The organism is Streptomyces sp. AK08-02, assembly GCF_033795085.1.
Classification (GTDB): Bacteria; Actinomycetota; Actinomycetes; order Streptomycetales; family Streptomycetaceae; genus Streptomyces; species Streptomyces echiniscabiei.
Genome location: NZ_JARAZV010000020.1, coordinates 111,120 through 126,514, shown reverse-complemented (window position 1 = coordinate 126,514; position 15,395 = coordinate 111,120). Strand labels below are relative to the sequence as shown.

General features: G+C 70.9%; 10 protein-coding genes. 7 read left to right on the top strand and 3 right to left on the bottom strand.

The genetic code is table 11. The annotated features are described in order from the left end of the window. The first annotated feature begins 1 nt into the window (after position 1). From PV734_RS36365 to PV734_RS36340, 6 genes are all read left to right on the top strand, one after another. Positions 2-2,827: a hypothetical protein gene (locus tag PV734_RS36365; RefSeq protein ID WP_319293760.1), complete on the top strand. Its 2,826-nt coding sequence runs from the start codon at positions 2-4 to the stop codon at positions 2,825-2,827. Next, positions 2,821-5,022 (top strand): hypothetical protein, encoded by a 2,202-nt coding sequence (locus tag PV734_RS36360; protein ID WP_319293683.1) that lies wholly within the window; start codon positions 2,821-2,823, stop codon positions 5,020-5,022. The genes PV734_RS36365 and PV734_RS36360 overlap by 7 nt, the downstream gene beginning before the upstream one ends. Next, entirely contained in the window at positions 5,019-6,836 is a 1,818-nt protein-coding gene (locus PV734_RS36355) for a hypothetical protein (protein WP_319293681.1), read from the top strand. Before PV734_RS36360 ends, PV734_RS36355 begins: the two co-directional genes overlap by 4 nt. Positions 6,837-6,921: 85 nt before the next feature. Continuing rightward, complete coding sequence (locus PV734_RS36350) at positions 6,922-7,479, top strand: hypothetical protein (RefSeq protein WP_319293679.1); 558 nt, start codon at positions 6,922-6,924, stop codon at positions 7,477-7,479. A 192-nt stretch (positions 7,480-7,671) separates the two neighbouring features. Continuing rightward, a complete protein-coding gene (locus PV734_RS36345; protein ID WP_319293677.1) occupies positions 7,672-9,012 on the top strand; it encodes an alpha/beta fold hydrolase in 1,341 nt (446 codons plus the stop codon). A 207-nt stretch (positions 9,013-9,219) separates the two neighbouring features. Continuing rightward, positions 9,220-9,585 (top strand): hypothetical protein, encoded by a 366-nt coding sequence (locus tag PV734_RS36340; RefSeq protein ID WP_319093000.1) that lies wholly within the window; start codon positions 9,220-9,222, stop codon positions 9,583-9,585. Positions 9,586-9,633: 48 nt separating this feature from the next. Here PV734_RS36340 and PV734_RS36335 read toward each other — a convergent pair whose 3' ends face one another. Then, positions 9,634-10,236 carry a hypothetical protein gene (locus tag PV734_RS36335; RefSeq protein WP_319093001.1) on the bottom strand — a complete coding sequence of 201 codons (603 nt, stop codon included), beginning with the start codon at positions 10,234-10,236 and terminating at the stop codon, positions 9,634-9,636. Between the two features lie 270 nt (positions 10,237-10,506). Then, a complete protein-coding gene (locus PV734_RS36330) occupies positions 10,507-12,072 on the bottom strand; it encodes a carbohydrate-binding protein (RefSeq protein WP_319293675.1) in 1,566 nt (521 codons plus the stop codon). Positions 12,073-12,371: 299 nt separating this feature from the next. Between PV734_RS36330 and PV734_RS36325 the strand changes: the two genes are divergently transcribed. Beyond that, entirely contained in the window at positions 12,372-13,241 is an 870-nt protein-coding gene (locus PV734_RS36325) for a calcium-binding protein (RefSeq protein ID WP_319093003.1), read from the top strand. Between the two features lie 240 nt (positions 13,242-13,481). Here the strand turns inward: PV734_RS36325 and PV734_RS36320 are convergent, their stop codons facing one another. Beyond that, positions 13,482-15,305: a lysyl oxidase family protein gene (locus tag PV734_RS36320; protein WP_319093004.1), complete on the bottom strand. Its 1,824-nt coding sequence runs from the start codon at positions 15,303-15,305 to the stop codon at positions 13,482-13,484. Positions 15,306-15,395: the final 90 nt, after the last annotated feature.

Sequence of the window (15,395 nt, the reverse complement as noted above, 5' to 3'; positions counted from 1 at the left end):
CATGGCTGCGAGCTTCGAGGGTTTCGGCCCCGTGGTGGTCCCGCTCGACCTGCGCTCGGGGGCGGCGGCACTCGACACCCCCCAGGCACTCCGGGCCCGCGTCGCCCGCCGTCTCGCCCAGGCAGGTCAACCGGAGCCCGACGACCCGATGTTCCTGGTGACCGACACCCCGGCCGGGCTCACCGACCACCAGCGGCAGTACGAACTCCTCGCCGCCCACCGGGCCGTGGGGGAGGTCAGGATCCTGGTCCTGCTGGTGGGCAGCGCGCCCGGTTCGTACGCCGGTGCGGGCGAGGCGTTCCGGCCCGACCGGCGGCTGCTGCGCCCCGCCGTACTGCGCACCGACCGTGCGGCCGTCCTGTGGGCCGGTGACCTGCGCTCATCGCGTACGGCACTGGAGAATCCCGCGCCCGACGACCCGGACGCGCTGGCCGTCCTCGTCGACGTCCTGTCGGTCCCGGACGTCTACCGGCGCGTCCTGAAGGACGTGGCGGCGCTGCCCGACGCCGTCGCCGCACCCGGCGTTCGTCTGCTGGAGCAGGACCTGCCCCCGGAGACACGCGACCGGGCCTGGCGCGACGCCCTCACCCGGTTCGCGGGCCACGACACCGACCACGCGCCGCCGACGGCCGCCGGATCCGGCGCCGATCTCCCGGACCCGCTGAGGGCGTTGGCGAACGGGCGCAGCGGCCGCGACCAACGGCACCGGCAGCCGAACGGCACGGCGGAGGACACCTACCGGGCCTGCGCGGACGCCCTCGACTACGCCGACGAGGCGCTGGCCGGCCTGCGTACCCTCCCCGGGCTGCTGCGCCCCTCGCGCCGCGGCGCCTTCGAGGCCGACCTCGACCAGGCCCACCGGTCCCTCGACGCCTACCGGTCCCTCGTCGGCAGGGCGCTGCGCAGCGGCACCGGCACGACGTCCTCGACCGCCGAGGCGGCGGCCCGCCTCACCGACCTGGGCCTGCGGGTACCCACGGCGGAGGGCATGCGCGACCGGATCGGCGACGGCCTGCGCGAGTACGCCGAGAAACTCCTCGCCCAGGGCCTCCCCCTACGCTCGGTCGCCCAACGCTTCACCACCCTGGCCGGCCGAGTGGAACCAGTACCGAGCTCAGCACTGGCAAGAAAACTGGCCGAGTTCAGCTCCCCCTCAGACGTCGCCCCCTCAGGGGCGCGAGGAACTGCGCGACCAGCCACAACGAACTCGCACCCGACACCCGACAGCACCCCCCCAGGGGCGCGGGGAACTGCGCGACCAGCCACGACGGACCCGCACCCGGCATACGACGTCGCCCCCGGCGCACCCGCCGCAACCTTCACCGCCGCCCTCCTGGGCGCCCTCTGGCAAGCCCCCCTGCAACCACTCGCCCTCCTCATCCCCCTCCTCTTCATCGCCATGGCACAGCTGGGCACGTCCCGCCTGCACGGCTCCGGCCGTCCCGGCCACTGGGCACTGGCCCCCCGGATCGCGGCCTTCGGCGGCGCCCTGACCGGGACACTGCTCGCGTACGCGACCCACCCGGCGCCCTGGCTGAGCACGTCCGGTCTGCTGCTCGGCCTGTGCGCGGCGGCGGAGACGGCCCGCCGTCTCTGGCGTACGGCGGCCGACACCTGGGCACCCGGCCACGCCACCGCCGCACTCCGCCAATCCCTCGCCGGCCTCGACGCCCTGCTGGCCCAGGGCGTCCGGGAACACTGGGCCGTCGAGGAGCGCCTGAACTGCGCGGACGCCGCCCGTTCCGTCGCCGGTGTGCTGCGGGCGACCGCGGCGGCGGCGGAGGCCGAGGCGGTACCCGAACCCGAGCGGACGACGGTCGGGGGCGGCAACGGCATGCACGGGACGTACGGCGCCCCGGGCTCCGCGGCGGACGACTGGCTGTCGAGCACGCCGGACGCGTTCTCGGGGGCCGGCGACGGTACGGCCGACGGTACCGACGAGAAGGACGGCCACGACGACTGGATGAGCGCCTACGCCTGGCCGGACGCCCCACCCTGGGACCACGACCCGGCCCACCCCACCGACGCCACCAACCCGGCGGACGCGGCCGCCGACCCCGACGAGCCCCTCGTATCCCCCGTGTCCCCGTCCGCCCGGACACCGCACCCCGCCCCGCCGGACTCGCCGGACTCCCCGACGGCGAACGGCGCCGGGGGGACGCCGCGTTGGCTGGACCGGGAGACCGGCGAGGGCGGGCCTGAACTGGTCGCCACGCTCGCCGCCGACCTCACCGACGCCGCACTGGAGGCGATGCGGTCCTACTGGGGCGCCGTGGAACGCGGCCAGGCCGGCACGCTCGCCGCGACCCGTATCGAGGGACGGGTCGCCGAACTCCTGTCGACGGCCCGCAGGCATCTCCGCCACAACGGGGTCCTGGCCCCGCCGCCGTTCGCCGCACCCCGCCGCGCCCGCGCCACCTCGGCGAACCTGCTGGGCACCGACCCGCAGGGGCTGGCCGAACTGGTCGGCGCGGAGACCGGCCGGCAGGCCGTGGTCCAGCTGTCCTCGCCCGACCAGAGCACACTGCTCAGCCGCGACCCGGCGGCGGCGGTCTGGATCAGGTTCGCGCCCCTGGCCGTACGCGACGAGGTCGAGAAGGCCTGGCGCGCGAACGGTTCGGACCGCTCGCAGGAGGTGGAGTGGACGTCGTCGGGACGGTACGCGGGCCTGCTCCGGCTCACCCCGCTGCGCCCCGGCGTGGTGGAGACCTTCCGCCCCCGCGACGACGGCGACAGCGACAGCGACGGGCACGACGGCATGGACGACAGCCCGTACGACCGTCCGTACGACGGCTCCTACGACCGAGCGGACGGCGACCGATGGTGACCCGCACCACCCACCCCGGGCCGGAGCGTCCGCCGGGCCCCGAGGGCCCCGCCGACGCCAAGCTCGGCTTCAGCACCCCCTCCGGCCGCCGCCGCGTCGCCCGGGTCCGCTTCGGCCCCGAGTCCCGGCGCGACCCGCAACTCCCCCCGCTCATCCGCAACGCCCTGCTCGACGACAGGCGCCAGGGGCAGCGCTGCGTACAAGTCCGGCTCTCCGCCGCCGACGCGACGACCCCGGCCGCCCGCGCCCTCCTCGACACCGAGGCGGGCACCGCGCTGCGACTCCACCGGCTGGTCGACGGCACCGAGTTCGCCCCGCTCTTCCCCCGGCTCATCGGCTACGAACTGGACACCGACGAGCCGTTCCTCCTGTACGACCCACCGCGCGGCGCCACCGCCGCGAGAACCCACGTCATGTCGTCGACCGACCAACGCGTCCTCACCCGCGACCTGATGCTCGCCCTGTGCCTGCTGGACGACCAGGGCCTCGTCCCGCGCGGCATCTCACCCGCCACCGTGCTCTGGGACGGCGCCTCCCTCCAACTCTGGGGACTGGAGGGCGTGGCCGACGCCGGCCGGCCGCGCACGGCCTGGGGCCGCGCCCCCTACTCCTCGCCCGAACAGCGGCGCGGCGAGGGCCTCGTCGACTCCCGGGACGCGGTGTGGAGCGCGGCCCAGGTCCTCTACCGCCTGGTGACCGGCCGCCCCGGCCACCCCGACCGGTCCCCCGCCGACCTGGCCGAACACCGGGTCCTCGACGAGACGTTGCGCGACGCCTTCGCCCCCCGGGCGACCGCCCGCCCCTCCCCCGCCCAGCTCCTCGACCTGCTGGCCCCCGGAACCTCCCGCCGGGCCACCCTCCTCTCGCCCCCCGACGAGACCCGCCAGGACCGGGAGGCCTTCGAGCAGGCCCTGCGCGCCAAACGACAGGCCCCCCTGGCACCCCCCTCGGAGGTCGGCCCCGCGACCGGCCGGTCCGAGAGCGAGGTCGCCTGCCCGTACTGCCTGGAGACCATCCAGCTCGACCTGAGCGCGCTGTACGTCACCGACAGCCGGATGCAGTACCAGCCCCTGAACCTCGCGGGCCTGGGCAAACTGCGCCGCCAGGACGTGCTGCGGGGCGCCGTCCAGAAGTGCACGGCCGACCCGGGGTTCCCCGAACACTTCATCCCCGTGCCGTATCTGACGTACGGCCGCCCGCTGACGGTCGCGATGGTCGGCCAGTCCTCCACCGGCAAGAGCCATCTGCTGACCCAGATGATCGCCGAGATCACCGACGGCGGCCTCGAACCGTTCGGCCTCTCCTGGCAGTCCGTCAACCCCGAACAGCATGCCCGGTTCGTACGGGAACGGGTGCAGCCCCTGCGCAACGGCCAGGTCCTGGACCACACCACCGGCGTGGGCCTGGACGGCTTCGCCCGCTTCGTCGAGTCCCTCCTGATCACCGACGCCCACGGCCAGGTGCGTCCCGTCGCCTTCTTCGACCTGGGCGGCGAGGACCTCGTACGGACGGACGCGGCCCTGCGGTTCCTGCTCGGGGTGGACGCCCTGGTCTTCGTCGTCGACCCGCTTCTGGCGCTCCCCGTACCGCAGTTGGACCACGCGAGGGAACGCGGGGGAGTCGAGGTGAACCGGGACGGCGACCTCGCCTTCGCGACGGTCCTGGACCGGCTCCCGAAGACGGGCCCCTACCTGGAGGTGGCGGCCACGATGGTGCTGGGCAAGGCGGACCTGCTGCGCTTCCAGTCCCCGGTCGACCGCTGGCTGGCCCGGGGAGCCCGCACCACCCTCGACCCCGCCGTGCTGCGCGAGGAGAGCCAGGACGTCCACGCGTACCTGCGCCGGCACGCGGGTCAGGCCTGGCTGCGCCCCTTCGACGCGATCCGCCGGTGCACCCTGCACGTCGCGTCGGCCACCGGCGGCCAGGAGGACCAGGGCCGCTACCCGGCGGGCGCGGCCCCCCGGCGCGTGCTGGAACCGCTGCTCTCGCTGCTCGCGATGCACGGCCTGATCGACGTCCCGGGCGGCCCCGACGCGTTCGCGAGGGGCGAGGCGGCGGCCTGGGAGGCGGTACCCACGGAGGGTTCGGCGGACGGGGAGTTGCGCGTACCCGGGGCGCGGGGAGCCGGAGGACCCGGACGACAGCGGGAGCGGGAACGGGAGAAGGAACGGGAGCGGGGAGGAGAAGAGAAGTGAGCGAATACAACGAATACAACGAATCCCAGGAGACGTCGTCCTCGATACTGTCGGCGCCCTCCGTACATCAGGTCGTCTTCCGGTGGGAGGGCAACCAGGGCCGTCAGGGCACCGGTATGAAGGCGGTCGCCCACTCCTGCTCGGCCGAGCGGGCCGAGCAACTGGGCCGCGAACTGGGCCCGTTGCTGTGGGTGTCCGGCCCGGGCGCGGCCCGCCCCAGCGTCGTGCGCACCCTGTCCCGCGACGGCGAGGTCCTGCTTGTCGGGCGCTGGCCCACAACGGACCGTACGGGCCGACCCAGCACAGCCAGCCACGTGCTGACCGGCGCCCCCGCCACCCTGAGCACGCTCCGGTGCCTGGGCCTGGCGTACGGCGGCTGGAGCTCCCGGGAGTTCGCGGAACGGGCCGCGGGCCCGAAGCCGGTGATCGACTGCGCGCACCTCGACGACCTCGCGCACGAACGGCTGCCGAGGATGGAGGCCCGGCTGGAGAACGTGCGGGGCGCGCTGATGATGGCGACGGCGGAGTGGCTGCGCGACCCGGCCCAACGGGTGTCACTGCTGGTGGGCGAGGAGCGGCCGGCGGGCTGGCCGAACCAGGACGAGGCCGCGCTGGTCTACCTGGGCCTGTTCCTCCTCTTCGACGACTGGCCCGGCCGCGACTGGACGTTCGCGACCTACGACACGGTCGACACCCACCCCCTGCGCCTGACGTCGGTCCCTCGCTGGGAACAGGAGACCGGCGGCTCCGGCCCGCTGGCCAGGGTGATGGGCGGCAGGACGGTGGACGCCCGTTTCGAACACCAGGCGGCGTCCCGTCTGGTCGATCACCTCCTCGCCCACCGGGGGGCTCCCCCGGGCGTGCCCCAGCTGACGAAGGAACTGCGCGACGGCGCGACAATGGACTGGGAGCGGCGACGGGATCTTCTGCGAAGGATCCTGCGCACGGAACACCGGCCGTCCGGCCCCCGTACGGAAACGCCACAGGAACGTCAACGGGAGCGGCAGCCAGAGCCGCAGCAGGAGCCGCACCGCGAAACGACGTACGAGAAGCCCCAGTCCCAGCCTCAGTCCCAGCCCTCGCCCCGGCCTCAGTCCCAACCCTCGTCCGCCTACCAGCAACACCAGCAACGCCAGCTCCATGACGACCTGCGCGGTGATGAGCGCGGGGACCAGGTGGAACACCGCATCCTGATGGCGCAGTTGCAGAAGGCACCCGACGACGTACTGTTCCGCGAGCTGCTCCAGGCCGACGAACTCCCCCCGAGATCAGTGGGGTTGCTGCTGACCGAGCTGGGAAACCCCCAGCGTCGCGAGACGCGCCCCCGGAAGATGCGACAGGACCTGTGCGCGCAGGTACTCCGCAACCATCTCTACCTGACACCGCACGGACAGACCGGGGAGTCCATGTCGGGTGCGGCCCTCGCGGACCGGGCGGCGCATCTCTTCTCCTGGGCCGTGGCCCCACTGGCCCGCGAGGAGGAGTATCTGCACGACCTGCACGAAATGCTGTACACGATGGTCCGGGCTCCGCATCCCGTCTGGACCAACTGGCTCTCCCGGACGCTTGTTTCGCCGACGAACGGCGAGGTCCCCGATCTGCCGCCGTCGGTCTGGCAGCAGATCCTGCGCGACGCGCTGGTCCGCCCGGCCGGATCACAGCCGACCGTTCTCCCTCCGCCACCCACCACCACACCGCAGTCCCCGGCCCCCTTGTCCGGCCTGGACAAGCTGACGAGCGACGTGGGCTGTGTGATCGGGGCGTGCGTCACGGTGATCGTCGTACTCATCACGATCGCGGTGATCGCCATGTGAGTGAGGTACCGGGGGAGGGAAGTACCCGGACGAGGAAGGTACGCTGACCGTCTTTTTTGAGACAGCAGCGAACGGGGAACCCAACATGCCCAGCAGGAAACGCCTGATGGTGGCCGGTCTGACGATGGTCCTCGTGGCCGGACTCGGCGCGTGCGGAGGCGGGAACGACACCTCGCGGGGCTCCTCCGCCAGCGGGAACAACGGCAGCGGCAGCGGCAAGTACGACAACGGCAGCGCCCCGCAGCCCACTCAGGAGCCGACGACCGTCTCCGGCCTCCGTGGCAACGTCCGCCACATCACCCGCAAGACGGCCAAGGCCACCCGCCCGCACCTGGTCAAGAAGTGCGCGCTCACCACCGAGAAGGTCAAGCACACCTCGCGTACGGGCACGGGCAGCAAGAAGAAGACGCGCACCTGGTACACCACCGAGAGCTCGCAGACGTGCACGAAGGTTCGAAGCGGCACGGAGACGTACACGCGGGTCGTGCGGCAGGAACGCTGGTGCGTGAGCCTGGACGACGTGAACGGCGACAAGACCAAGGACGCCGTCTGGTTCCAGGTCACCCACGCGACCTACAACGAGGCCGTCGCCGCCGACCGGCTGGCCCCCCTGAAGTTCGACCCGAGGTCCACCGGCTGCTGACCGGCGACCAGTGACGTCCGGTTCCCCCCAATTAGACAGTGAGTCAAGTTACTCAACCGTAATCTTCCGACTGCTACCCGAAGTAACCGACCAGTAGGTACGGTCCTGGCGAACCAATCAGTAGGGAGAGGCGGCCTCTTGGCGTCTCCCGGTTCCTCTCTGCTTCCTGCCCCACTTCACAGGAGGTTCGCCATGCCCGCACGCAGACGGCTCCTGGCCGCGACGCTCACCGCCGCGACCTGCTTGGGCGCTCAGGTTCTCTCGTACACGACAGCCACGGCCTCGGACGCCTCCTCGACGGAGACGGTCGTGTCCGGGGGTGTGGAGATCCCGGCGTTCTACACGCCCCCGGCCACGCTCCCCGCCGCCAACGGCGCGGTGGTCCGCTCGGAACCACTCCCCCTGGCCATCTCCCTCCCCACCCTCGACGGGCCGCTGCCCGGCCGGGCGACCCGCCTGATGTACAGGTCCACCGACTCGAACGGCGCCCCGGTGGCGGTCACCGGCGCGTACATCGAACCGACGGCGGCCTGGAAGGGCGGCGGTGCCCGTCCGCTCGTTGCGGTGGCCCCCGGCACGATGGGCCAGGGCGACCAGTGCGCTGCGTCCATGGGCCTGGAGCACCCCCTGCTCCTCAACGGCCGTACGGTGTCAGTCGGTTACGAGGACGTGGCGATCTACCGCCTCCTCGCGACCGGCGCCGCCGTGGTCGTCACGGACTACGCCGGCCTGGGCGCGACGGACCGACTCCACACCTACGTCAACCGGCTCGACGAGGCCCACGCGGTACTGGACGCCGTACGCGCCGCCCGTTCCCTCCCCGGCACCTCGGTCACGTCCGAGTCCAGGGTGGGTCTGTTCGGCTACAGCCAGGGCGGCGGAGCGACGGCGGCGGCAGCGGAACTCCAGCCTTCCTACGCCCCCGACACCACCCTCGCCGGCACCTACTCGGGCGCCCCACCGGCCGACCTGAAGTCGGTCACGAAGGCGATCGACGGCAGCGAGCTGGCGGGCGCGCTCGGCTGGTCCCTCAACGGCTTCCTCCAGTCGGACCCCACGCTGAGACCACTGGCGGAGGCCCACCTGAACGCGGCGGGCAAAGCGGCCATGACCGACCTGTCGACGATGTGCGTGGGCGACGCCCTGCTGCACTACGGCTACACGAAGAGCACGAAGTGGACGACGGACGGCGCGTCCCTCTCCGACATCATCGCGTCCACCCCGGCCCTTCAGACCTTCCTGAACAGCCAGCGCATCGGCACCCTCACCCCCTCGGGCCCGGTACGCGTCGCGACGGGGACCAGCGACAACCTGGTCCCGCACAAGCAGGCCCGCCGCCTCGCCAAGGACTGGTGCGCGAAGGGCGCGGACATCACGTACGTGCCGGTGATCCTGCCGGACGTGATCAGCCCCCTGCTGAACCACGTCACCCCCCTGCTCGCGGACCAGGGAAGCGCGGTCGACTGGCTGACGGACCGCCTGTCGGGAAAGCCGGCGACCTCGAACTGCGGGTTGCTGCCGATCCTGCCGTGAGCGGGTGAACGGGTAGCCCCGTGCGTGGGCGGTGGCGACGGCTATGACAAAGCTGCCGCCACCGCCAGGGTGACCGCCATGGTGACCCGCGTGGCAGGTGACGACGAGACGAGACCCGCTCTCGTCAGCGAAGGCGCAGAACCGACCCGGCGGGCTCGGACGCCGGTTCGGCCCACAAATCCCCACGCCTGGCCGTATGGTTTCGGCATGTTCGAGACGATCCGTTGGCGCTGTCACGTACACGCGAACGACCGCAGCGCCGCCGAGCGCGTCGTCGGGCGTCTCGCAGCCCGACTGGATCGCTCCGTCGAGCTGGAGACCTACGAGCGATACTGCAGGTTCCCCGAACTGGCCGTGCTGCGACTGGCCTCACCGCTCGGCCGCCCCACTCCCGAACAAGCGCTGCTGGCCGCTCTGGAGAGCGCGTGGAAAATCGCGACACCCTGGAGCCTCGGCACCCAAGGCCCGGGCACCCACCACGAGTTCGAGGGCATCGCCGCCGCCAACACCGGCGCCCACTTCACCATCCCGGGCATCGAATGGATGGAGTTCCACATCACCGACCGACCGTGACGAACTCGCCGGGACGGGCCCGTCCCGGCGGTGCGCTACGGCCTCCAGTCAGAGAAGGTCCCGCCAGAAGGGCACCGTCGCTCGGGGGTCCCACCCGTCGTCGACGTCGCCGCGTGCGTCGTCGAACTCCTGGTGCATGTAGTCGACGAGGTCCAGCCCGTAGTAGATGATGTCGGTCTGCCACATCGACAGGACCGGATGCCCGAAACTCCCCCGCCCGGCAGGAAGGTATCGGTGGGCATACACCGGGACGAGCAACGGCACGTCGGCGAGATGACGCCGTGCTGTGGCAACGGCGACCACGTCGTCCAACGGACGCTCACCCCAGGCCGCGTACCAGAACCCGTTGTGCCCCACGTCGAAGAGGACTCCCTCGACCGGCCGGTTGAGCCGATCCCGCAGACCGGTCGGATCCTCGCTACGCCACTCCGGCCAGGGCTTTGACCAGGTCTGCCCCTCCTCAGGCGGAACGTTGACCGGAAGGCCCGCGGCGAGGAACCCGCGGTGATCGTCCGCGAACTCGAAGCCGTACTCGTCCTCGATCCGCGCGAACTCGGCGTCCGACAGTCCCGCCTCGAACTCGTAGCGTCCTGTCCCCGCCAGCCGCCGTGCGGCCTCCGCGCCCAGACGCATTCCCTCTTCACTGATCACCGGTGCACGCTAACGCCAAGTAGGTCGCGTCGACAGCTGAATTGGGTCGGCCTCGTCGCAGCGGCTCTTGCGCCGGTCGACATCCATGCGGACGCTCAAGGTGAGGCGACGCCGGACGGTCGTTGAGTTACTAACATCGATGTTGCCTCAAAAGGGGATCACGGAGGCGCGAACGGCAGACACCCCCAGGTCAGCGACCTGAGGGTGTCGGACGGGGGTGGCGGTCCTGGTCGATCGGCTCACCCCCGCACGAGAGACGCGCCGCGCCCCCTACCCCCCGAACGTCACCACCAGCCGCCCGTCCGACGCGAACGACCAGTGGAGGGCGCCCGCGTACGACGAGCAGCGCGCGCCGTTCGTGCCCGACCAGAACTGGTTCGACGTGTCGGAGTTGCCGACGATCCGGTCGTTCGTGCCGGCGGCGCTGCGGCAGGACGTGTTCGTGCGGAACACCGACGTACCGCCGTCGAAGTTGAAGTTGCGCTCCGTGTTGTCGATGCTGACGTTGTCCGACACCGCCATCGTGCCGGGGTTGCTGTTCCAGGTGAAGCCGTGCTTGCCGTTGTTGTAGGCGATGCTGCGCCGGACTATGTGGTTGACGGCGATGTCGTCGCCGCCGAGCTTGTAGCCGTTGCGGTCGCCGTTGCCGGCCTGGGAGCCGTCGGTGAGGGTGCCGTTCCGGTAGGAGAGCGAGTCCTCGATCGTGACCGGGCCGATGGGGCCCGTGTCCGTCTTGGTGTAGAGGTCCCAGCCGTCGTCGATGTTGTTGTGGGACACGGCGTAGCGGAAGACGTTGCCCGCGCCCGTCGTCAGTTTCGCCGCGAAGCCGTCCGCGTCCTCGCCGTCCGAGTCGGCGTTGTCGTGCGACTCGGCGCTGAGGATCAGGTTGTTGGCGGGCCAGTCGGCGGCCGGCGTGGTGGAGGCGATACGGCCGAGCTGAAGGCCGGTGTCACGGTTGAAGCGGGTCACCGTGCGCTCGACGACGTTGTTGCTGCCGCCGACGTAGATGCCGTTGTCACCCGCCCGTTCGACGACGAGGCCCTTGATGTGCCAGTAGTTGGCGTTGAGCTGGAGCCCCCGGTTCGAGGAACTCTCGGTCTGCGCAGAGAAGTTGAGGACCGGGGTCTCACCCGGGTAGGCGGCCAGGACCGTGCGGGCGGACGCGGTGCCGTTGTTGCCGACCGGGATCGTCACCGTCGAGGCGTAGTTGTACGTGCCGCCGCGTACGTAGATCGTGCCGCCCGCCGTGATACGGCCGATCGCGGAGGTGAGGGTCGTCGGCGCCGACGACGTGCCGGCCGCGCTGTCCGTGCCGGCCGGGGACACATAGAGGGCGGAGGCCGTGGGGGGTGGTGTGGTGCCGCCGTCCGGGACGTTCGCGTCGAGGTAGTCGATGTTGGGGAGGCCCGCGGCGGCCGTCGGGTTGAGGCGGATGGTGTTGTTGCCCGCGACCACCGGCACGGTCAGGGTCTTCGTCGTCCACGCCGTCCAGGTGCTCGTGCCCTCGAACGACGCCGTCGAGACCGTCGTGCCGTTCACGATGACGTTCACGGCACGGGCGGTGGTGGTGCCGTTGGCGAAGCGGACACCCAGTGTCGCCGTGCCCGATGCGGGTGCGGATACGGTGAACTGGGCATACGATCCGGCCGAGTTGGTGCCGTTGCAGAATCCGCTGCCGGAGTAGCCGGTCCAGTCGGAGTCGATGGTGCCCGTGCAGACCGCCGGTGACGTTTCGGCCTCGTAGCGGGTGGTCGCGGCCTGTGCGGTGGTGCCGGAGAGCGCGACGAGGGTGCCTGCCAGCAGGCTGACGCACGCGATGACGGGTCTCAGTTGCATCGTGGTTCTCCATCTCCAGACGGTTGGACGAAGCGGAGGATCTGCTGCCGGACCGGATTGGAAAGCGCTTTCTCTCGGAAGTTAGAGGGGTGGTCCTGGACACGTCAATAGTCGCGTACTTGATCGTTGTTCACATGGATGGACGAGGGGTGGAGGTTGGGGCTACTCCGCCTGCCCGAACGCTTGGCCTTCCGCTTGGGCGGCCGACCACAACCCGAAGCGCACCTCGGCCGTCTCACAGGGCGTCACTGATTCCTGAAATCTTCTCAAGTGCCCATGTGGCCCTGGAGGTTACTCGCATGCCCTTTTCCCCCACGCGCCGCCGCACGACCCGCACCGCGTCCGCATCGGCACTGGCGTTGACGCTGGCCCTCGGTACCGGGCTGGCGACCGTTCCGCTTCTGCTGGCCGCCGGCACCGCCGGTGCCGCGACACCGTCCGCCAAGGCCGAAGTCAGCTTCAACGACCGGGAGTTCACCTACACGGCCGCCGCCGGCCAGACCAACAAGGTGACCGTCACCGAGTCCTACGCCAACGCCACGGACATCACCTTCGTGGTCGACGACGTCGTCCCGATCAGTGTCGGACGCGGGTGCGTCTACCCCAGCGCCACCGACCACACGAAGGTCGCGTGCACCGTCGTCACAGTGGACAGCCAGAGCCCGTACCAGATCATGCGGATGAACCTCGGCGACGGCAATGACGTGGTCGACTTCACCAACGAGAGCGACGAGACCTACCTCACCACCGCGTTCGTCCTCGGCGCGGGCAAGGACAAGCTGACCGGCCGGGGCAACGTCGCCGGCAACTTCGTGCTCGGTGAGGCAGGCGACGACACCATCAGCGCGGGTAACGCGTTGCTCGTGGCCGGCGGTGACGGCAACGACACCATCACCACCTCCGGTGACATCGCCCAGGGCGGCAAGGGCAACGACGTGATCCGCGGCGGCGCCGGAGCCCAGGACCTGAGCGGTGACGACGGCAACGACACGGTCTACGGCGGAGCCGATGGCGACCACATGTACGGCGGCAAGGGCAACGACGTCCTGTACGGCAACGCCGGCATCGACTACATCTGGGGCAACAGCGGCAACGACAAGCTGTACGGCGGCGCGGGCCAGGACATCCTCTCGGGCGGCGCGGGCACCAACGTCGTACGCCAGGACTGAGGTTCGTAGCACGTCACGGGGCTGAGTCGGCCCGGTGCGCACACATGAGAGGCCCCGGATCTCCGGGGCCTCTGGTGCAGGTGCCGGCCTGGTCGGACGTACGACCCATGTACGAGATCAGGCCGCGGCCTCGGCCAGGCGATGAAAGGCCTGCGTGGTGCGGCGGTGTAGCGCACCGCACCCCCGAGGGGGATGGTCTCCCCCCGGAGGTGCGGCACCCGGTCTGGATGAGCCGGCCGGTTACTTCACGTCGATCAGGTCGTGCGGCGGTACCGTCACCGTCCGCGCGCCCTCGGTGCCGCCGAGGATCACCTTGCGCAGGGCGACGTTGTTGTTGAGGTTGGTCTCCTGGAGGCGCTTCTCCGGGTTGGCGATGACCTGGATGTAGTACGTGCCGTTCGGGAGGCCGGTGATGTCGAAGGACTGGCCCGGGCGGTACTGCGTGTACGTGTCGCCGGAGCCGACGTCCAGCACCTCACGGACCGAGAGGGAGCTCTTCTCGCCGCAGGCGGTCGACAGATCGGTGTTGAAGGGGTGCCAGTTGGCGTTCTTCACCGTGTAGTCGATCGCGTCGGTGTTGGCGAGGCAGAACGCCTCCTTGCCGCTGCGCACCTCCTTCGTCTGGTCGGCGCTCAGGAGGCGGTAGCTCGCGAAGTCGGTGAAGTGCCAGTGCTCGTGGCCGATGCGCGGGTCCCACTCCATGGTGCCGGTCGGCGTGTAGCCGACCTGCTTGCCGTTCGCGTCGTAGAAGTACTGGTAGGCGTCCATCAGGTCCTTGCCCGGCTTGCGGAAGCCGTCGACGACCAGCGGGGCCGGACCGGCGTTCCAGACGTTCGCGCTGAATGCCAGGTAGTCCTTTCCGGCTACGTCCCCGTCCTCGCCGTCCGTGACCGCGATGTCCCACGCCGGCAGCGAACGCAGGTCCGGCTTCGGCACGTTGGCCGGTACGCCCGCCCTGCCCGTGGGCCGCTGGGCGGCGGCCTTCAGCGGGGGCGCGACGCGCGAACCGTCGGTGTGCCCCGGACCGTCGCCCAGGTGGTGCGCCCTACCCAGGTCGACCAGCGCGTTGGGGAAGGCCGGCAGGGTGGGCATGTCCGCGCCGCGCGGACCGTAGTGATGCGACACGGTCGGGGTGGAGGGCTGGGCCCCGTGGCTTGCGCCACCCCCGGAACTCCCGTGGCCCGCATGGCCCCCGTGACCGCCGTGGCCCCCGCCCTGCTGGGCGGCGGATCGCGCCGCCAGCCCTACTCCGCCGCCACCGCCACCGCCGCCACTTTCGCCGCCGTCGCTCCGCGGCAGTACCGTCACCTTGATGGTCGGCTGGTCATTGGGGATGCCGAAGAAGTCGCGGTACATCTTCCCGATCGACACCTTGGCGGTGTACTCCCCCGCCTGCAGATCCACCGGGTTGCCGTAGTCGACCGAGCTGACGTTGGTGGCCCAGCCCTTCTCCACTCCCCACACGCTGCCCAGCGTGAAGGGGTTGGTGGAGCAGCTCTCCGGGAAGTGCGAGGTGGCCGGGGCGTCCGGGCGGATGCGTCCGGAGGCGTTGTTCGGGCAGAACGCGCCCTTGCTCTTCGCGACCTCCTGACCGGCGGCGTTCCTGAACGACACCTCCAGGAAGCCCGGCAGACCCGCGAAGTCCTTCACCATCCCGGGAGGCAGTCTCTTCGCCTGCGCCTTGCCGCCCTTGCGGATGATCTGCTCGGCGATCACCGGGTCCTTGTACGACTTCCGGGTCACCTTGAACTCCAGCGGTACGTCGTCCACCGTGACATACGTACCGAGGTCCAGGTAGACGCCGGGTTCCCCCTCCCAGCGTTCGCCCGTCACGGAGTCCGTCGCGGCCACGAGCCTGAGCTTCGGCTTCGTGGGCGCGGCGCTCGGAGCGGCCCCGGCTCCCGGAGCCGCTCCGGCCACCGACACGACGACGGCCAGCGCGGCCCCCGCGGCGAGTGCGGAGTGCTTCAGGCGGTTGTTGTCGCGCCGACTGCCGCTGGTGCTGGTGTTGTTGGTGCTACTGCTACTGCTACTGCTGGTGGTGTTGTGCTGCTGAGTGGTCATCGGTTCCTCGTCTGCCAGTGCCATGGTCAAGTGGCATCGGACTGGACAGCCCACGACCGGCCGACCCATGTACGGACGCACCCCAACGCG